The sequence below is a fragment of the Thalassolituus sp. LLYu03 genome, from assembly GCF_050507655.1.
Lineage (GTDB): Bacteria > Pseudomonadota > Gammaproteobacteria > Pseudomonadales > Oceanobacteraceae > Venatoribacter.
In genome coordinates, this window is record NZ_CP191496.1 from 2,480,683 (window position 1) to 2,499,361 (window position 18,679).

An 18,679-nucleotide genomic window follows, 5' to 3' on the forward strand; every position below is an offset into this window, starting at 1 on the left:
CTAATCTCTCCCTTCGGTATTACCGGGCCATCGTATCACCGCCTCAACCTTGTTGCCTATTCCGGAATATTCGAGCGATTCACAGATATCCATCACCAGAGGCAATCCGCGACCGGAATATTGGTTATCACCCTTGCGCTTGGCCATCATGGCTTGGTAATCAAAGCCGGGCCCACTGTCCTCCACCATGACCGACAGCGTACCGCTGCGTCCATCGCCACGATGGCGCATGTGAATTCGTACGTAGCCTTCTTCAAGCGCCGCCAGCCGCTCTTCACGCAGTTTGTAATACTGCATAAAACCATCGGCAGTGGCTTTCATGTCGGACCTCAGCCCCAAAACGCCGTGCTCAAAAGCGTTGGAAAATAATTCGGCCATGACGGTGTACAGCTGACCACCTTTTACCCTGAGCCCCGGCACTTCCATCATGACGTGAATCATCAGTGGCAGCGGATTAAAATTCTTCAGCGACGCCACGCCCAGTTCGTAGCACATTTCCCAGTCAATCGGACCGGAAACCGGGCCGGATGCGAGCTGGAGTTTTACTTCTTCCAGCTCGTTTTCCTCGACCATTTTGACTTCCAGCAACGTGGTGTCGTCATCGTTGCCACTGCCCTGCAAAAAGTCCGTCAGCGCCTGCTGAATATTGTCGAACACCTGATCGGGTTGCGTGGCCTGCTCAAATACCGCCCGCAGACGCGCTTCACCAAACATGTCGCCATCCGGATTACGGGCTTCCTGTATGCCGTCTGACCAGACGAATAAACGGTCGCCGGCAGCGGCCGGGTATTCGGTCATTTCGTCTTTGAATTTTTCATTACTGAGCACACCCAGCGGCAGATTGCGTGAGGTCAGTACTTCAAAGTCACCGGAGTTACGCAGCAGATAGCAGTCAGGCACACCGCCCATCCACACACTCATCGACTGACGGTCGAAACTCAGTTCCACCACCACCGCGCAGCAGAAAAAACCGACCGGCAGGATGCCTTTCAGTTTGAGGTTAATTTCCCGAAGAATGTCACGCAGGGCAAACCCTTTGGCGGTCATCCCATAAAAAATTTCCGCCATCGGCATGGCGCCGATCGCCGCCGGTAAACCATGACCGGTAAAATCACCGAGCAACAGATACATGCCCCCGGCCGGGTTACGCGCGGCCAGTAAAACGTCGCCGTTGAACACCGCCAGTGGCGACAACATATAGCGGATGTTCGGCGCCGACAGGCAGCCGGCGTGCGCCACGTTATCGAATACCGCTTTGGCCACACGCTGCTCGTTGACCAGGTGCTCGTTGTTGGCGGCAATGGTGTCACGCTGGGACTGCAGGGTGCGGTGCATTTCACTCATGCGGTGAAACGAATTGATTTTGGCCTGCAGGATGATGTGGTTGTAAGGCTTGGAAAGAAAGTCGTCGCCGCCGGACTCTAAGCAGTCGGCCAGACTCTGGGCATCGGTGAGCGAGGTCAGGAAAATAACGGGAACAAAATCTTCACCGGCATTGGCTTTGATTCGACGGGCTGCTTCGCGGCCGTCCATCACCGGCATCATTACGTCCATCAGGACGATATCGGGGTGAAACTCCTCGAAGGCCGCCACGGCCAGGGCGCCATTTTCGGCTTCGAACACTTCATAGCCCTGATTACGGACAATCCGCGACAACACCATCCGGTCTATCTGGTTGTCGTCCGCAATCAGAACCCTGATACCATCCATGGCGACTGGTCTTACTGAATTTTGAACAGCTGTTCGAAGTTCGAGATGGTCAGAATCTTACGGACATCCTGATTGCAGTTCACGATCTGTACGTCCGCACTGTCGCCGCCGGCGTGATCGCGCAGCAACAACAGCATGCCCAGCGCCGAACTGTCCAGATACGAAGTGCCGCCGAGATCCACGACGAAGCTCTTCACGTCGCCAGCCACACCTTCATACGCCTCACGGAATTCCTGATGCGCGCTGAAGTCGAAACGGCCGTCGACTTTAATGGTCAGTTCCCGCCCATTCCCTGCGAGAGATGCTTGTACAGTCATCGATAACTCTCCAACAGTTATTATTCGCCGTCCTGGCGCTGCCAGCACCGGCTGTTCTGATCAAAGCCTACTGTTAATAGGTTTAGCACAAAGATGCCAGATGTCATGGCTCAGCGTGCAGCTTCTAGAATCGCCTTCGAAATTTTGCCCAACGGCAGCACTTCGTCCACAGCCCCAAGATCATAAGCGGCTTTCGGCATGCCCCATACTACCGAACTGGATTCATCCTGAGCGTAGGTGCGGGCGCCAGCGTCATGCAGACGCTTCATCGCCGCCGCCCCGTCAGCGCCCATGCCGGTCAGCATCACCGCCACCAGTTTTGATGAATCCATCAATTGGCCGAGCGAGTCAAACATAACCTCAACCGACGGCCGGTGTCTGTTCACTTTGTCGGAACCGTCCAGAACACAGAATAATTTCTGACCTTCGCGGCGGAAACGCAGGTGGTAATCGCCGTGGGCAATGATGGCACGCCCGGGCCGCACCTCCAGTCCTTCGGCGGCCTCGAGCACCTCCATCGCCATATTGCGGTCAAGACGCATGGCCAGCGAGGCGCTGAACACCGGTGGAATGTGCTGGGTAATCACAATCGGCGGGCAATTGCCGGAAATGGTCGACAGCAATTCACGTATGGCCTCCGTGCCACCGGTTGACGAACCGACGGCCACGATTTTGCTGTACTTGGTATCGGTGATCGGGGCCGGATCGATGCGCGGCTTGCGAGCCGCGGTCATCGGCTGCACCCGGGCGTTGGCCGCCATGCGCACTTTTTCGCGCAGCAGCTCGGCAAAGGCGTTAAATCGTTCCGGGTTTTCGGCGTTGGGTTTGGCGATGTAATCGACCGCCCCCATTTCCAGCGCATCCAGCGTGGCCGGCGCACCGGCTTCGGTCAGGGTCGACACCATGACCACCGGCATAGGACGCAGCCGCATGAGGTTGCTGAGGAACTGCAGGCCGTTCATTTTCGGCATTTCAACATCGAGGGTCAGAACGTCCGGTGACAACTGTTTGATCTTCTCACGGGCAATGAAAGGGTCAGCCGCCATCCCGACGACTTCGATGTCGTCCGAATTGTCGAATACCTCTTTCAACATCTTACGGATCAGGACGGAGTCGTCGATGATCAGTAACCGAATTTTCTTGTCCATCATCGTCCTTCAGCTGATGTTGTCAGAACAGATCAATACTGCCTGCATCAGCAACCGCAGGTTTGGACACCTGTTGCTGATATGCCACTTCCCTTTGCAGCAGAGTATCGTTCTGGAGCTGACGGATTCTCCGCACTTTGGCCGCGCCAGTGTCCGGAAAATACAGAACCTTGCGCGCGTACACATCGCCCAGGTCGGACGCCGCCACGCTCAGCCCTTCGTTCTGCAGATAATTATAGGCAAACAGAATGTTGCGCTGACCGATGTCGCTCATGGAGGCGATCATCTGGCCACCACCAAACAGCTTGACCTCCAGATTCTCGCGCTTGCCACCCCGTTTAAGAATTTCGTTGATCAGGTATTCCATCGCCCAGTTGCCGTAACGCGAAGCATGGGTGTTAGGGTTGGTGCCCCACACATCCGATGAATGCTCGCCCTGTTCGGGCAACATAAAGTGGTTCATTCCACCAATGCCGCGTACTTTGTCGCGCACACAGGCCGAGATACATGACCCGAGAACCGTCACAATCATTTCGCCATGCGTCGACACATAAAATTCGCCGGGCAGAATTTTAGCCGCCCACACTTTATGGACGTTATCCCAGTAGCGGTTTACGTGTTCAAAACCGGCACCTACGGGTGGCTGAACGGGACGAGGTGGCTCATGGATACTCATTTCACCTTCCGATATATGGTTTGACCCAATGACTCAAAACGGGTCGAAATGCCCTGCAGGTTTTCCGAATGGCCGATCATCAGGTGTCCGCCCAATGGCAGATGATTGGCAAAGCGATCGAATAAAACCTTCTGGGTATCCTTATTAAAATAGATCACAACATTGCGGCAGAAAATGATGTCGAAGGTGCCGGTAATCGGCCAGGCCTCGAGCAGATTCAGGCGTTTGAAATGCACCATATTGCGCAGTTCTTCTTTTACCTGAACGGTTCTGCCGTCTTTACTCTGCATAAAAAATCGCTTCAGCACCGCGTCATCCAGTCCGTCAATGCTGGACATGGGGTAGACGCCACGGCGCCCGGTATCCAGCACATTGGAATCAAGATCGGTTGCCAGAATTTTCACATCCCAGTCGGACGGAAAGCCCACCTGGCGAATGGTTGCAGCAATCGAATACGCTTCCTGCCCGGTGGATGAACCCGCCGACCAGATACGCAGCTTCTTCTCATCTTTTTTGGCAAAACGTAACTGCGGAAACAGCGTCTCACGCAGGAAGTTAAAGTGATGCTTCTCGCGAAAAAACGACGTCAGGTTGGTGGTCAGCGAATTAATAAAATCCGTGGCTTCTGTATCCAGATGCGCTTCCAGATAGTCGAGGTACTCACGAAAGTTATTTAAGCCGTGCGCCCGTACCCGACGGGCAATCCGGCTGTACACCATGCTGCGTTTATGATCGGCGAGAACGATGCCCGTCAGTTCCCCCGCTAGGCGGGAGATGTGACGGAAATCGTCGTCGGTCATCAGAAATTCGCGGACTTCCTCTTCTGCGCTTTCGCCCATTCCTGCACTCCGCTATTCCGCTCAGAATTCAGCCCAGTCGTCGTCATCGGAACTGACAGAGAAGCCGGATGATTTCATGCCGGTTGTCTGGCCTTTACCGGATGACGGTGCTTTCGCCGCTGGCTTTGCAGGTGGGGGCGTTGAAGCCGCAGGGGCTGCGTAACCACCGCCCATGGCGCGATGATTGCCGTCCAGAGTAAAGAACTCCATCATCTGCATCATCGACTGGGCCTGTTCAGCCATGGCTTCACCGGCGGCCGACGCTTCTTCTACCAACGCGGCGTTCTGTTGCGTCATCTCGTCCATTTGCGCTACGGCAGCGTTCACCTGCTCAATACCGGCCGACTGTTCGCGGGCCGCAGTACTGATTTCCTGAATCATGGTCGATACGCGCTCAACCGCCTGAATAATTTCGCTCAGGGTGCGTCCGGACTCGTTCACCAGCGATGTACCGGCGTCGACTTTATCCACGCTGTCACGGATCAGATCTTTAATTTCACGCGCAGCACCGGCCGAGCGTTGCGCCAGATTGCGCACTTCACCGGCGACCACCGCAAAACCACGGCCCTGTTCACCCGCCCGCGCCGCTTCTACCGCCGCATTCAGCGCCAGCAGGTTGGTCTGGAAGGCAATTTCATCGATGACACTGATGATGTCGGCAATTTTCTTCGAGGCATGGTTGATTTCTTCCATCGCCACCACAGCTTTGCTGACCACGTCACCGCCGGACTGAGCTTTTACTTTGGCCGACGACGCCAGTTCGTTGGCGTGCACTGCATTGTCACCGGTCTGTTTCACCGCACTGGTCATCTCTTCCATACTGGAAGCGGTTTCTTCCAGGCTGGAGGCCTGTGACTCGGTACGTTTACTCAGATCGGCGTTGCCCTGGGCAATTTCACTGGCACCTGTGGATACGGTCGAGGCCGCTTCACGGATGCGGGTAATGATTTCCGTTAAACGCTCTACGGTGGAGTTGGCATCCTGTTTCAGTTTGCCAAAGGCACCCTGATATTCCTCGTCAATTTTGCGGGTCAGATTGCCGTGCGCCAAGGCATCGAACACGCGCACAGTATCGCTGATGACGCTGTCGGCAACGGTCAGCAGACGGTTCAGACCTTCGGCCAGTTTAAGGAAGAAGCCGTCTTTGCCACGCACTTCAATCCGGCGCGACAAGTCACCCGCCACGGCGGCTTCGACGATCAGATCGATTTCTTTCTCGGCCGACACTTCCTGGGTGCGGTCCATCCACTCCACGATGGTGCCGATACGCTCTTTCAGATCATTGAAAATCGGGTTCGCAGTCAATGCGAAGGTGCGGCCACCGACCACAATCTGGGTACGGTAGGTTGATTTCAGCGCTGCCAGCATGGAGCGCTGATGAGCCGGATTTTTATGGAAGATGTCGATGTTTTTGCCCATCAGGTTCGCAGCATCAAACGACGGCAGTTCTTTTCTCAGATCCGCTTCTGCATTTTTCAGCATCGCGCTCACTGAGTTATTCAGATACACAATATCCAGATCGTTATCAGCGATCATGGCGTTGGTGGCCACCACATCGAGTGCCTGTTTCACGCGGGCGTTGGCGTCCGACTGACGTTTTTCATCGGCTTCACGCTGCAGTTGGGCGGTCATATCTTTCCACTCAACCACGGTACCGATGCGTTGATTGTCATCGTTGAATACCGGATTGGCGATCAGAGAGAAGGTACGGGCGCCAACCACAATCTGGGTACGGTACGTGTCTTTCAGGGCCGCCAGCATAGAGCGTTGATGCGCCGGATTTTTATGGAAAACATCGATGTTTTTGCCGATCAGATCGTTGGCGTTGAAGTTCGGCAATACCTTCTTCAGGTCGCTTTCCACATCCTTCATCATTTCCTGAACAGAATCGTTCATGTAAACGATGATGCCGTCGTTGTCGGCAATCATGGCGTTGGTATCAACCACGTCCAGTGCCTGCCGTACCCGGCGGTTGGCGTCAGCAATCAGACGCTCGGCGTCTTCTTTCGCCAGCTGCTCGGTAATATCGACCCATTCAACAATGGTACCTACGCGCTTACCACTGAGATCCAGCCAGGGAGAAGCGGTTAACGAAAAGGTCAGCCCCGCTAATTTCAGATTGGTTTTATAGGCAGACTTCAACTCACCAATCATGTGGCGCTGATGCTCAGGCTTCTTGTGGAATACATCCACACAGGTACCAATCAGATTTTTAACGCTGAAGTTGCTCAGGGTTTGTTTAATTTCGGCTTCCCTGTGTTCAAGCATGGCCTTCAGGCTGTCATTCACATACAAGATGTTCATGTCGTTATCAGCCAGCATCACGTTAGCCTGACAAATTTTCATCGCATTGGCAGCGTTGGCATTGAACAGGTTCTGCTGTTCCTTTTTGATCCGCTCCGTTATGTCTGTGGCGTACTTAACCACTTTAAAGGGCACGCCACGGTCATCCGCAATCGGGTTATAGGATGCCTGAATCCAGATATCGGCACCGGCTTTATTAACGCGCTTGAACTCCGCCTGAGTAGGGCGCCCCTGATTGAGTGCGCGCCAGAATTCGGCGTAATCGCCGCTGTCGCCGTAGCTTTTCTCAACAAAGATACGGTGGTGCTTACCCCGCACTTCATCGAGCGTGTAGCCCATCAGAGAAAGGAAATTGGCATTGGCATCCAGAATCGTTCCGTCCATCGAAAATTCGATGCGCGCCATGGTTTTATCCAGCGCTGACAGTGTGGCGAACAATTCCTTCTCATGCTGAGACGGGCCTGAATTCAGAAAGCTCTTGAACATACTCATAACAGTTTCCTTTCCCTAACCGATCAACCGAAAAACGGCGGATCCTTTGTTATTGGCTGACCGCACCCGGCATCTCACTGCTGGCCGGAATCTTCAGTAACTCATTCACATCCAGCAGGATGACCATTTTTTCATTCACGCTGACCAAGCCACGAATAAAACGCGAATTGCAGTCTTCCGTCAGTTCTGGTGGTTTCCGGGTCGCCTGTTCGGAAATGGTGTACACATCCGACACCGCATCGACCACGATACCCATCACCCGCTCGCCGTTGTTGTGTTCCACTTTCAGGATCACCACCACGGTCACCGGGCTGTACTCCACCCGTTTCAGGCCAAAGCGGATACGCAGATCCATGATCGGCACTATGGTGCCGCGCAGGTTAATCACGCCACGGATATACTCTGGGGCATTCGGAATCAGCGTCGATTCTTCCCAACCGCGTATTTCCTGCACGGCCAGAATATCGACACCGTATTCTTCGTCCGCCATCATGAAGGTCAGGTACTGCTGTTCATGCAGACTGCGCTCTTCGCCTTTTGTCTCTGCCACTGCGCTCATAGATTTATCCTACGCTGCACGCTCTGGTCGTTTATGATCCGGCATCAGATCCATTGCTTTACCCACGCCGGAAATATCGATAATCAATGCTACGGTGCCGTCGCCTAAAATCGTGGCGCCGGAAATACCCGCAACTTTCTGATAATTCTGTTCAAGGCTCTTAATCACCACCTGCTGCTGACCAAGCAGATCATCGACCACGATACCGATTTTCTCTGTGTCGCCTTCGACCACCACCAGCATTGGGTTTTCAAACTCTTCCTCTTCCGGCCGCAGGCCAAACATTTCGTCCAGACGGACGATCGGAATGTATTCCTCACGCAGCTTCATCACATGCTGACTGCCGGTGATGTTGTTGAGTGAACGCTTCTGCAGCTGAATGGATTCGACGATGGATACCAGCGGGAAGATGTACGTCTGATCGCGGACCTTCACCAACTGACCGTCCAGAATGGCCAGCGTCAGTGGCAGGCGGATAACAAAGGTTGATCCTTTGCCACGCGTGGATTTCACTTCGATGGTGCCATTCAGTTCATTAATGTTGCGACGCACCACGTCCATACCGACACCGCGGCCGGAAATATCCGACACCACATCGGCGGTGGAAAAGCCCGGCAGGAAAATCAGCTGGTGAATATCTTCCGGAGAAAGCTCGGCATTCTCGGGCACCAGTTTCTTCTGTTTGGCTTTGCTCAGAATTTTTTCTTCATTAAGACCGGCACCGTCATCGCTGACTTCGATGACGATATTGCCGCCCTGGTGGTAGGCATTCAGGGTGATATTACCCTCGGCTTTTTTACCCGCTGCAATGCGCTTGTCGGTCGTTTCAAGACCGTGGTCCATGGAATTACGCACCAGATGCACCAGCGGATCACCGATTTTTTCCATAACGGTTTTATCAAGCTCGGTGTTTTCACCCAGCATGATCAGGTTCACCTGTTTACCCAGCTGACCGCCGAGGTCGCGCACCAGTCGCGGAAAGCGGCTGAACGCAAAACTGATCGGCATCATGCGGATTTTCATCACGCTTTCCTGCAGCTCGCGGGTGTTCTGCTCAAGCTGAGCCAGACCTTCCTGCAGGCGTGACAGGCGGCTGATATCGAAATCCTGCCCGAGCTGCCCCAGCATCGACTGAGTGATCACCAGCTCGCCGACCATATTGATCAGGCTGTCGACCTTGTCGATGGAAACCCGGATGGACGATGGTTCGTTGCTCTTTGGTGACTTGGCTGCAGCAGCGGTTGTTGCTGCCTGAGCCGCAGAGCCGGCCGCCAGATTGGCCGCGGTAACGGCGGCGGTGACGGCTTCCGGAATCACAGGGCCTGCGGAGGCGGTTTCTGTTGTTGCCGCTTTTTCTGTTGTTGCGGCATGTTCTGGCGCGGCGGCTTTTTCAGCCACAACAGAGGATTCCGCTGAGTCGGCCGAGGATGCTGACTCCGCACCTAAGGGCTCACAGGTGATTTCGCACTCATCGGCTACCCATTCGAATACCGCCATGACACTGCTTTTATCGATGGCACCACGGACTTCGATGTCCCAGCTCAGATAACACAGCTCAGGGCTTAAATTACTCAGATCCGGGAGTTCATCGGTATTCGGATGGGCAGTAAAGTTGCCCTCGCCCACCAGCTCCTGCAATTCGCGGAACATGCGGAAAGGCTCATTACCGGTTTGCAGTAAATCCTGCTGGGGACGGAAGGTGATTTTCCAGCCTGACGCCACAGGTTCCGCGGTGGAAACGTCTGCTTTTGCATCGCTGGCGTCGGTGGCAGCCATTTCTCCGCGGAGAATGGCCTCAAACTGCTTCTTTAAACTTGCCGGACGTTCCTTGTCGGGCTCCTGTCCGCTCTGCAGATGACTGAGCATGGCTCTCAGACAATCCACCGATTGCAGAAACAGGTCGACGTATTCACGCACCATCACGCGGGTACCGGATCGGATTTCATCGAGCAGGGTTTCCACCACGTGGGTGAATTCCGATACCTGCATAAAACCAAATGTACCGGCACCCCCCTTAATCGAATGGGCGGCACGGAAAATGGTGTTTACGGTTTCTGCATCCACACTTTCGGGCTGCAGATCCAATAACTGACTTTCCATAACATCCAGGCCCTCGAAACTTTCTTCGAAGAAAACCTGGTGAAATTGCGAAAGATCAATGCTCATGGTGTTATCCCAGAACGCGCTTAATGGTGCTCAGCAGTTGCTCGGGATTGAAAGGCTTTACAATCCAGCCGGTGGCTCCTGCCTGTTTTCCCTGTGCTTTCATATCGCCGGCCGATTCAGTGGTCAGCATTAACACAGGCACAAACTTGTAATCGGCCAGTTGGCGCAATTCCTTTACTAATTCGATGCCATTCATGTTGGGCATGTTTACATCAGACAGGACCAGATCGAATTTTTTCTGGTTTGCCAGTTGCAGTGCCTGAACACCATCGGCTGCTTCCTGCACGTCATGTCCGGCTCCCCGCAGGGTGAAGGACACCATCTGTCGCATGGATGCTGAATCGTCGACAGCTAAAATGCTTGCCATGTTTAGGACTCCTGTAGATCAGTGTTGCAATGAGGGTTCGGACAGATTTAACGCGCTGGTCAGACCAAGATAACCGGCCGTTTCCAGCAGCACAGAGCTGGTGCCCTGCCATTGAATGGTGTGATCGGTTTTGCTGAGGGATTTCTGCAGAGCGCAGATCAGTTGCAGCCCGGCGGTGTCGCAATATTGAATGCGGCTGCCGTCGAGCACTATGTCTGCACTTTCCTGTAGCGACTTTTCCAGCTGATGCAGAAGCTCTTCTGCATGTTCAATACTGAGCCGCTCTCCGCAGTCGATGGTGATGCCTTCTGTCATGGCCCCAACCTTTGCACGTTATCCTTACGCTAAGACTAGACGGAGTTAGCAAACGCGCTAGAAAAAACCCCATGAGATGGGCGTTTATTCAACGGATAACTGGCATTAATCAGGTGCGACGTTGTCCATTGCGGTTAAAAGCTGCCCGGTTGGCCCATTCATCGGATTGTTTCTGCGCCTGTCGGTCATCGGCGGCGGCGGCTTCGCCTTCGAGGCGGTCGATAAGATCACTTAACGCTTTCACCTTACCGTGCCATTGCAGGTACAACTCACGGGCGGCATCGGCGCGCTTGCGCAGCAGACTGATCTGTTCATTCTGACTGCGCATGGCGCTTTCGATCTGAGACATAAACCCCAGGGTGTTATGCATATGGCCGGCACTGAGCTGACCTGGCAGGGAGATTTTCTGTTGGTATTCATCGCGATACAGGCTGAGCTGTTCGCGTTGCTGTTCTTCGGCGCGCAGTTTCTGCTCGATGTCGCCCCAGACCGAAAGCGCCTCTTTTTCTTCGCGTTCGGTCAGATCCAGCACGACCTGAAGGCGGCGCGCACGGGGGTGACGGCGGTTCATTTTTTACGGGTCTCGGCCGGAGGCGTCGGGAACAGCTCGTTCAGATGGCGGATGCTGGCCGCCAGATCGGCGCCTTCCCGCAGCCCCTGACGCAGCATGCCTTTAATGCGCGGCATACGCTCAATCGCCACATCGAGAATCTGATCGTTGCCGGCCTGATACGCGCCCACCGCAATCAGATCCTGATTCTGGCGGTAATGCGACATCAGCTGTTTGCACAGCTGGGCTTTGCGTAACCATTCATCGGGCACAATTTGCGGCATCACCCGGCTGACCGAGGCTTCCACATCAATGGCCGGATAATGGCCTTCTTCGGCCAGCTTACGCGACAGCACAATGTGACCATCCAGAATCGCCCGGCTGGCGTCGGCAATCGGATCCTGCATGTCGTCGCCTTCACTGAGCACTGTGTAGAACGCGGTAATCGAACCACCGCCTTCGGCGCCGTTACCCGTGCGTTCGACCAGCTTGGGGAGTTTATTAAATACCGACGGTGGATACCCTTTGGTCGCCGGCGGCTCACCGACGGCCAGCGCAATTTCACGCTGCGCCTGCGCGTAACGGGTAAGGGAATCCATCAGCATCAATACGTTCTTACCCTGATCGCGGAAATACTCCGCGACCGAGGTGCAGTATTGCGCTGCACGTAATCGCATTAATGGCGAATCATCGGCGGGTGAAGCAATGACCACCGACCGCACCAGACCTTCTTCGCCCAGAATTTCATCAATAAATTCTTTTACTTCACGGCCGCGCTCGCCGATCAGACCCACAACAATAATGTCGGCACTGGTAAAGCGCGTCATCATGCCGAGCAGCACGCTTTTACCGACACCGGAACCGGCGAATAAACCAATACGCTGACCACGTCCGACGGTGAGCATGGCGTTGATCGCGCGGATACCCACGTCGAGCGGTTCACGAATCGGCGCCCGGTGCAGAGGGTTGATATAACGCCCCTGCAGACTGCCCTGTTCGACCGCACTTAACGGGCCTTTGTTATCCAGCGGCCGGCCGGTACCGTCGAGTACCCGCCCGAGCAAATTAAAGCCCACCGGTACATCGGCGTTCATGGTCAGGGGCCAGACCCGCGCACCGGGACGCAGACCGTCGACCTGTTCAATGGGCATTAAAAAAATGCGTTCGTCGTCGAAGCCCACCACTTCGGCTTCCACATCGCCGGCGTGGCGACGTTCAACCATGCAGCGATCACCAACCCGCACATTCAGCCCCACAGCCTCCAGCGTAAGGCCCACCATGCGCACCAGTTTGCCGGCGACGCGCGGCTGATAGGGTTTGATTTCAGGCAGAATATCGGCCCAGCGTTCACTCAGGCTCATGGGCATCACCGGCCTGAGGTTTCAGGACATCATCTTCGGCACTGTCGGCCGCTGGACTGGCAAGAGGGTCGGTCAGAGATTCGGTGGGCTGCTCGGCGGCAGCCGCAGAGACATTCAGAGTATCAGTGCTACCGGCAGAGTCCGCCGACGTACCGTCCGCCATGGCGGCATCCGCTTCGGACCCAATGTCCGGCTGATCACGTTCGTTGTTGTCGTTGCCGTTGTCGTTGCCGTCGCCGAGGCCTTCTGTTGCGTCATTCAGAGCATCATTATCCGGACTGGGCTCTGCCGGCATTGCCTCAGCCAATTCCGTAGCAGGCTCCGCTGCGACTTCAGTCCGGTTATCGGACGGAATAAGGGTATTTTCCCATTCAACCGCTTCGCGTTCGTCCGGGAAGGTGGCCGCCGCCTGCAGCAATTGCGGCTGAATGTGCGCCAGTAATTGATCCAGTTGTTCCCGTGCGGAATATTCCACCAGTGAGTGTTCACTTTCGATACGGCAACTGCCGGCGGGCAATGAATCGTCGACACTGAAATGCAGTTCGTCGCCAGTCATTTCCAGACTGTTGCGCAGATGGCGGGCGTCGTCGGGGCCGACAAAAATGCGGATGCTCTCTTCACCGGCGGGGAGTTCGTCGAGGGCGCGACGCACAAACGCATGAATGGCTTTGGCACCGTCGGCCATTTCGGCCTGCACCACCCGCTCGCAGATCAGGCTGACCAGATTGGTCAGCACGTCCGGCAGCTGACGGTCGCGTTCGCATAGGTCGGCCTGCAACGTCGCCATGATGCGTTCCAGACGGCGCACCACGGCATTCACGTCGGCCTGGGCTTTGCGTTTGCCTTCTTCTTCACCCACGCGGAAACCGTCGGCCCGACCTTCTTTGTGGCCCTGATCAAAGGCGGCTTTGTAGCCTTCGCTGTGGCCTTCGTCGTAACCGTCTTTGCGGCCCTGCTGGCGACCTTCTACCAGGCCTTGTTCCAGACCGGCGTTGTAAGCATCGCGACGGATATTTTCCAGTTCTTCGGCGGTCGGCAGCGACAGTTCTTCAGAGGCTTCCGCAGCGGCAGCGTCGTCGGCCGGCTTCTCTTCTTTTTCAGCCAGCCACGCCGGCGGCTCGGTCCAGAACGGCAGCCGCCAGGGTTTAACGTTTTCGGCATCTTCCGCCGGAATCGGCTGAAAATGATGGGGCGAACGAATTTCCGACATCTTACATCATGGCCTCGCCGCCACCGCCCAGCACAATTTCGCCGGCATCGGCCAGACGACGGGCGATGGTAAGAATTTCTTTCTGCGATGCTTCCACTTCGCTGACTTTAACCGGACCTTTCGCTTCAAGGTCGTCACGCAGCAGCTCGGCAGCCCGCTTCGACATGTTCTTGAAAATCTTCTCCTGCACCAGAGGGTCTGCGCCCTTGAGTGCAACAACCAGAAGGTCGCTCGACACTTCGCGCATCAGTGCCTGAATACCGCGGTCGTCGACATCGACGAGGTTGTCGAACACGAACATGAGATCCTGAATCTGGGTACCCAGATCTTCGTCCACTTCTTTGATCTGTTCGAGCAGCTCGGCGGCCATGGTGCTGTCCACAAAGTTGACGATGCTCGCTGCCACTTTGACACCGCCCATGGAGGTCGTCTGCGCACCGGCTTTGCCCGAGAACTGACGTTCAAGAATATCGTTCAATTCGTGCAGTGCGGCCGGCTGTACCGCTTCCAGTGCCGCCACCCGCATGATGATGTCGAGGCGCACTTTTTCGTCAAAGTTGGAGAGAATTTCCGCCGATTGATCGGCATCCAGATACGACACCACAATGGCCTGAATCTGCGGGTGTTCGTGGCGGATTAAATCGGCCACCTGGCGGGGCTCCATCCATTTCAGGGAATCCAGACCTGTGGTGTTACCGCCCAGCAAAATACGGTCGATCAGGGCGCCGGCTTTGTCGGTACCGAGAGCCTGCGTCAGCATATTACGGATGTACGCGTCTGAACCCAGACCCATGCCGGTCTGGCCGCTGACGGCTTCAAGAAATTCGCCAACCACACCTTCAACCTGGGTCTGGTTGATGTTGTTCAGCGTGGCCATCGCCGTACCGACCCGCTGCACTTCTTTCGGCCCCATGTGCTTCAGAATTTCAGCCGCGTCTTTTTCGCCCAGCGTCATCAACAGGATGGCAGCACGCTCAAGCCGGTTGAGTTTGGACAGATCGTTCTGGCTGTTCGCATCATCATTTGCCATGGTCTTCGTTCACCCATCTGATCACGACCTGAGCCACCCGCGCCGGGTCTTCGGCAATCAGGCCCTTGAGAGCGTCCAGCTGACGCTCGAAACTTTCGGAAGCACCCGGCAGCAGATATTCATCCATGCCGGAGAGCGTGACTTTATCGCCGTCGAGACCGGCCTCAGCGTCTTCCAGTTCCTCAAGCAGCACAGCGGTATCGTCTTTGCCACGGTTGGCAATGCTCTTGATGGTCGGACGGATGACACCGAAGATCAGCACCAGAATAAACAGGCCAGCGAGAATCTGTTTCATGATTTCCCAGAACCATGGCTGGGTCCAGAAATCCGGATCGCCCAGTTCTGTCTCGCCTTTGCCCATGAACGGCGAGTTGATCACATTCACACTGTCGCCACGGGCGGCACTGAAACCGACCGCGTCTTTGACCAGCAATTCCAGCCGTGCCAGATCGGCTTCGGCCCATGGAGTGTAGACGGTATCGCCGTCGGCATTGACGCTGGCCCGGTCGTTAACCACCACCGCCACGGTCAGGCGACGGATGCGGCCCACCTGCTGCTGTTTGTAACTGAGCGTGCGGTCGACTTCGTAATTGCGTGTGGCTTCTGAGCGCTTGCTGCCGTTGGCACCACCGCTGGTACCGCCGTTTGCCTGTTCTGGCGCCGTGGCCGCGGCTGGCGGTTGATTCGACAGTGCACCCGGAATACCACCGCCGTTTTTATCGGTATTTTCTTCGTTAATTAATTGTTCGCTGCGCAGCGCAATCAGGTCGGGGTTGTACAGTTCTTCACTCTGCTCATGCAATGTGAAGTCTACATCGGCGGACACTTCCGCTTTGTAATTATCCGTACCCAGCACAGGCTTCAGAATGTTATTCACGGCCTGCACGATGGAGTCTTCGACTTTTTCTGTGTATTCAAGCTGCTTGTGGGCGACCATTTCTTCGGTATTTTCCACCGGCTTCGACAATAAATTGCCGAACTGGTCGACCACTGAAACATCGGCTTTGTCCATATCGGAAACGCTCGATGCCACCAGGTTCACAATGGCCTCAACCTGATCGCGCGATAATTCGCGGCCGGCGTACAGCTCAACAAAAACCGACGCACGTGGCTTGCGCTGGTCACGGACAAATACTGATTGTTTTGGCATGGCCAGATGCACACGTGCGTTACGCACGGATTTAACGCTGGCAATGGTGCGCGCCAGTTCCCCTTCGAGGCCACGGCGGTAACGGGCGTTTTCAATAAACTGGCTGGTGCCGAGCGCGGAATCTTTATCCAGCACTTCCAGACCAACGGTCTTATCGTCGATCAGACTGGCGGCTGCGAGTTTCATTCGGGCTTCGTGCAGGTCGGACGCCTGCACCATCAGAATCTGTGAAGACGGATCAATTTCAAACTGAATGCCTTCGCGCTGCAGCACCTCGATGATGTCGCCGGCGTTGTGATCCTGCATACGGTAAATCAGGGGCTTGTAGGTCGGTTCGCGCGACCACATTAAAATGGCGATGGCCAGACCCACCACCAGTGCAACACCCGCAATGACGGCAATCTGGCGTACGATCGACAGACGATTAAATCCGGCCAGAACCGGGTGCGCGTACTGATCTTCCGCCGGGCGGGCGGGCGCAGACGCTTCGACTTCGGCTTCTGAACTGGCGGCTGGTGCGTTATCCATGATCCGTTACCTGATTCAGACCGGCATATTCATGACGTCTTTGTAGGCTTCGACCAGCTTGTTACGGACCTGGGTCATAGCCTGAAAAGACACACTGGATTTTTGCAGTGCAATCATGACTTCGGGTAAATCAATGGAAGTGTCACCCTGTTCAAAGCGGGTAGCCAGATCGGCGGCGACTTTCTGATTTTCATTAACGGAATCGATGGCGTTCTTAAACATACTCTGGAAATCCGGCACCGTATTATCGCCACGAATGGCAGTGCTCTGGGTTTCCTGCTGAATGCGGCGGACACTGTCCACCAGCGACGACGGACTGACGGTCGTTGCTGTCTGTTCATGCTGAGTACGCAGATGTGTGCGGACCTGACGCATCTGCATCAGTACCGAATTAATATCGACGCGGTCCACCATGATAATCCCCTCTGAATCGTGCAGCGCCAGGATCACTACATCCGGAATTTTGACGCTTAAATCCGGATTTCCTATTCGTTTTACTGACGCTGCAATTGGCTTGCCAATCTAAGGCTTGTGTAAAGACGCGCATAAAAAAAGCGCCTCTCGGCGCTTTTTAATCAACAGGTTCAGGCCAGCATGCCCTCGACGTCGATGCCGTCCTCACGCAACTTCGCCATCTTGTAGCGTAACGTCCGCGGGCTGATGCCAAGACGGTCGGCCGCCTCTTTGCGGCTCGGCTCTTCTTTCAACGCCTTCACAATCAGCTCCACTTCGCGCTGACGTAAATCGGAACCCAGTACGCCGTCGTTATCATCGGCCAGCATCATCTCCATCACAGGCGCCGGAGTATGCTGACGGTTTTTAGGCACAGGCGTCAGAATCAGGTCGGCGGCAAAAATCTGCGGGCCGGTCTGAATGATCAGCGCCCGCTGCATGGTGTTGTCGAGCTCACGCACGTTGCCCGGCCAGCTGTGGGCAATTAATTTCTGTTCCGCTTCCGGCAGCAGCGCCGGCGCCGGGCGTTTCATTTTCGCCGCGTGATGCGCCAGCAAGCGGCGCGCCAGTGGCAGAATGTCGTCGCGGCGATCGCGCAGCGGCAGCCACTGCAGCGGGAACACACTCAGGCGGTAGTAAAGGTCTTCGCGGAATTTACCTTCGGCCACGTAGTCGGCCAGCTCACGGTTGGTGGTGGCGATAATTCGCACATCCAGATCCAGCACTTTTTTGCCACCCAGACGCTCGACCTGACGCTCCTGCAGAACCCGCAGCAATTTCGCCTGCAGGCCGAGATCCATTTCGGTGATTTCATCGAGCAGCAAGGTACCGCCATCGGCCTGTTCAAATTTTCCCGGCATGGCGTTGTAAGCGCCGGTAAACGCGCCTTTTTCGTAACCGAACAACATGGCTTCGAGCATATTTTCCGGGATCGCGGCGCAGTTAATGGCAATAAACGGCTGGTGACGACGGGACGATTGCTGATGAATGTAACGCGCCAGCACTTCTTTACCGGTGCCGCTTTCACCGCTGATTAATACCGTGGAATCGGTCTGGGCGACGCGTTGTGCCAGCTGAAATAATTGTTGTGACACCACGGATTCGGCCACCGGATCGGTATCGTTCTGCTCCACCGGCGAGCTGCTGAAAGTACGCAGGATGGCTTCCAGTTCGGCCAGTTCAAACGGCTTCATTAAATAATCGTTGGCACCACGCTGCATGGCCTTCACCGCCTGACCGACATCGCCATAAGCGGTCATCAGCACCACAGGTAACCAGGGGTGTTCGGCCTTCACGGTCTGCAATAATTCCAGACCGTCCATTCCCGGCATATTAATGTCCGACAGCACCAGATCGAGATTGCGTGAACGGACAATGGCCAGCGCATCAATGCCGTTACCCGCTTCACTCACCTCATGCCCTTTGAGCATCAGCGTATCGACCATGGCTTCGCGCAGCTTCGGATCGTCTTCAACAACCAGTAATTTCATGGGATTCTCCTCAC

17 protein-coding genes are annotated in these 18,679 nt (G+C 55.4%); all 17 read right to left on the minus strand.

What is annotated here, in order from left to right; all coding sequences use genetic code 11:
- On the minus strand, positions 1 to 1,710 hold the full coding sequence (locus ACQUQU_RS11275; RefSeq protein WP_430459786.1) for an ATP-binding SpoIIE family protein phosphatase: 1,710 nt from the start codon (positions 1,708 to 1,710) through the stop codon (positions 1 to 3).
- 11 nt (positions 1,711 to 1,721) lie between these two features.
- A complete protein-coding gene (locus ACQUQU_RS11280) occupies positions 1,722 to 2,027 on the minus strand; it encodes an STAS domain-containing protein (protein WP_430459787.1) in 306 nt (101 codons plus the stop codon).
- Between the two features lie 110 nt (positions 2,028 to 2,137).
- On the minus strand, positions 2,138 to 3,175 hold the full coding sequence (locus tag ACQUQU_RS11285; RefSeq protein WP_430459788.1) for a protein-glutamate methylesterase/protein-glutamine glutaminase: 1,038 nt from the start codon (positions 3,173 to 3,175) through the stop codon (positions 2,138 to 2,140).
- Positions 3,176 to 3,197: 22 nt separating this feature from the next.
- Positions 3,198 to 3,851 carry a chemoreceptor glutamine deamidase CheD gene (gene cheD / locus ACQUQU_RS11290; protein WP_430459789.1) on the minus strand — a complete coding sequence of 218 codons (654 nt, stop codon included), beginning with the start codon at positions 3,849 to 3,851 and terminating at the stop codon, positions 3,198 to 3,200.
- The gene (locus ACQUQU_RS11295; protein WP_430459790.1) at positions 3,848 to 4,690 is read right to left on the minus strand and encodes a CheR family methyltransferase; all 843 of its coding nucleotides are present in this window, start codon (positions 4,688 to 4,690) and stop codon (positions 3,848 to 3,850) included. The genes cheD and ACQUQU_RS11295 overlap by 4 nt, the downstream gene beginning before the upstream one ends.
- 21 nt (positions 4,691 to 4,711) lie before the next feature.
- Complete coding sequence (locus ACQUQU_RS11300) at positions 4,712 to 7,486, minus strand: methyl-accepting chemotaxis protein (protein WP_430459791.1); 2,775 nt, start codon at positions 7,484 to 7,486, stop codon at positions 4,712 to 4,714.
- 49 nt (positions 7,487 to 7,535) lie between these two features.
- Complete coding sequence (locus ACQUQU_RS11305) at positions 7,536 to 8,045, minus strand: chemotaxis protein CheW (protein ID WP_430459792.1); 510 nt, start codon at positions 8,043 to 8,045, stop codon at positions 7,536 to 7,538.
- Positions 8,046 to 8,054: 9 nt separating this feature from the next.
- Positions 8,055 to 10,211, minus strand: a complete 2,157-nt coding sequence (locus ACQUQU_RS11310; protein ID WP_430459793.1) for a chemotaxis protein CheA — start codon at positions 10,209 to 10,211, stop codon at positions 8,055 to 8,057.
- A gap of 4 nt (positions 10,212 to 10,215) precedes the next feature.
- Positions 10,216 to 10,578: a response regulator gene (locus ACQUQU_RS11315; protein ID WP_430459794.1), complete on the minus strand. Its 363-nt coding sequence runs from the start codon at positions 10,576 to 10,578 to the stop codon at positions 10,216 to 10,218.
- Between the two features lie 18 nt (positions 10,579 to 10,596).
- On the minus strand, positions 10,597 to 10,893 hold the full coding sequence (locus ACQUQU_RS11320) for an STAS domain-containing protein (RefSeq protein WP_430459795.1): 297 nt from the start codon (positions 10,891 to 10,893) through the stop codon (positions 10,597 to 10,599).
- A 109-nt stretch (positions 10,894 to 11,002) separates the two neighbouring features.
- Positions 11,003 to 11,464: a flagellar export protein FliJ gene (gene fliJ / locus ACQUQU_RS11325; RefSeq protein ID WP_430459796.1), complete on the minus strand. Its 462-nt coding sequence runs from the start codon at positions 11,462 to 11,464 to the stop codon at positions 11,003 to 11,005.
- The gene (gene fliI, locus ACQUQU_RS11330; RefSeq protein WP_430459797.1) at positions 11,461 to 12,804 is read right to left on the minus strand and encodes a flagellar protein export ATPase FliI; all 1,344 of its coding nucleotides are present in this window, start codon (positions 12,802 to 12,804) and stop codon (positions 11,461 to 11,463) included. Before fliI ends, fliJ begins: the two co-directional genes overlap by 4 nt.
- Positions 12,791 to 14,014, minus strand: coding sequence for a FliH/SctL family protein (locus ACQUQU_RS11335; protein ID WP_430459798.1), 1,224 nt, complete (start codon positions 14,012 to 14,014; stop codon positions 12,791 to 12,793). Before ACQUQU_RS11335 ends, fliI begins: the two co-directional genes overlap by 14 nt.
- A gap of 1 nt (position 14,015) precedes the next feature.
- Positions 14,016 to 15,044: a flagellar motor switch protein FliG gene (gene fliG / locus ACQUQU_RS11340; RefSeq protein ID WP_430459799.1), complete on the minus strand. Its 1,029-nt coding sequence runs from the start codon at positions 15,042 to 15,044 to the stop codon at positions 14,016 to 14,018.
- The gene (gene fliF, locus ACQUQU_RS11345) at positions 15,034 to 16,722 is read right to left on the minus strand and encodes a flagellar basal-body MS-ring/collar protein FliF (RefSeq protein ID WP_430459800.1); all 1,689 of its coding nucleotides are present in this window, start codon (positions 16,720 to 16,722) and stop codon (positions 15,034 to 15,036) included. Before fliF ends, fliG begins: the two co-directional genes overlap by 11 nt.
- Before the next feature lie 15 nt (positions 16,723 to 16,737).
- Positions 16,738 to 17,136, minus strand: coding sequence for a flagellar hook-basal body complex protein FliE (fliE, locus tag ACQUQU_RS11350; protein WP_430459801.1), 399 nt, complete (start codon positions 17,134 to 17,136; stop codon positions 16,738 to 16,740).
- Positions 17,137 to 17,306: 170 nt separating this feature from the next.
- Positions 17,307 to 18,665 (minus strand): sigma-54-dependent transcriptional regulator, encoded by a 1,359-nt coding sequence (locus tag ACQUQU_RS11355; RefSeq protein ID WP_430459802.1) that lies wholly within the window; start codon positions 18,663 to 18,665, stop codon positions 17,307 to 17,309.
- Positions 18,666 to 18,679 lie beyond the last annotated feature (14 nt).

Bases quoted from the DNA above. Each gene is read 5' to 3' on its own strand.
- ACQUQU_RS11275 (WP_430459786.1), bottom strand. From the start codon at position 1,710: ATGGATGGTATCAGGGTTCTGATTGCGGACGACAACCAGATAGACCGG.
- ACQUQU_RS11280 (WP_430459787.1), bottom strand. From the start codon at position 2,027: ATGACTGTACAAGCATCTCTCGCAGGGAATGGGCGGGAACTGACCATT.
- ACQUQU_RS11285 (WP_430459788.1), bottom strand. From the start codon at position 3,175: ATGGACAAGAAAATTCGGTTACTGATCATCGACGACTCCGTCCTGATC.
- cheD (WP_430459789.1), bottom strand. From the start codon at position 3,851: ATGAGTATCCATGAGCCACCTCGTCCCGTTCAGCCACCCGTAGGTGCC.
- ACQUQU_RS11295 (WP_430459790.1), bottom strand. From the start codon at position 4,690: ATGGGCGAAAGCGCAGAAGAGGAAGTCCGCGAATTTCTGATGACCGAC.
- ACQUQU_RS11300 (WP_430459791.1), bottom strand. From the start codon at position 7,486: ATGAGTATGTTCAAGAGCTTTCTGAATTCAGGCCCGTCTCAGCATGAG.
- ACQUQU_RS11305 (WP_430459792.1), bottom strand. From the start codon at position 8,045: ATGAGCGCAGTGGCAGAGACAAAAGGCGAAGAGCGCAGTCTGCATGAA.
- ACQUQU_RS11310 (WP_430459793.1), bottom strand. From the start codon at position 10,211: ATGAGCATTGATCTTTCGCAATTTCACCAGGTTTTCTTCGAAGAAAGT.
- ACQUQU_RS11315 (WP_430459794.1), bottom strand. From the start codon at position 10,578: ATGGCAAGCATTTTAGCTGTCGACGATTCAGCATCCATGCGACAGATG.
- ACQUQU_RS11320 (WP_430459795.1), bottom strand. From the start codon at position 10,893: ATGACAGAAGGCATCACCATCGACTGCGGAGAGCGGCTCAGTATTGAA.
- fliJ (WP_430459796.1), bottom strand. From the start codon at position 11,464: ATGAACCGCCGTCACCCCCGTGCGCGCCGCCTTCAGGTCGTGCTGGAT.
- fliI (WP_430459797.1), bottom strand. From the start codon at position 12,804: ATGAGCCTGAGTGAACGCTGGGCCGATATTCTGCCTGAAATCAAACCC.
- ACQUQU_RS11335 (WP_430459798.1), bottom strand. From the start codon at position 14,014: ATGTCGGAAATTCGTTCGCCCCATCATTTTCAGCCGATTCCGGCGGAA.
- fliG (WP_430459799.1), bottom strand. From the start codon at position 15,044: ATGGCAAATGATGATGCGAACAGCCAGAACGATCTGTCCAAACTCAAC.
- fliF (WP_430459800.1), bottom strand. From the start codon at position 16,722: ATGGATAACGCACCAGCCGCCAGTTCAGAAGCCGAAGTCGAAGCGTCT.
- fliE (WP_430459801.1), bottom strand. From the start codon at position 17,136: ATGGTGGACCGCGTCGATATTAATTCGGTACTGATGCAGATGCGTCAG.
- ACQUQU_RS11355 (WP_430459802.1), bottom strand. From the start codon at position 18,665: ATGAAATTACTGGTTGTTGAAGACGATCCGAAGCTGCGCGAAGCCATG.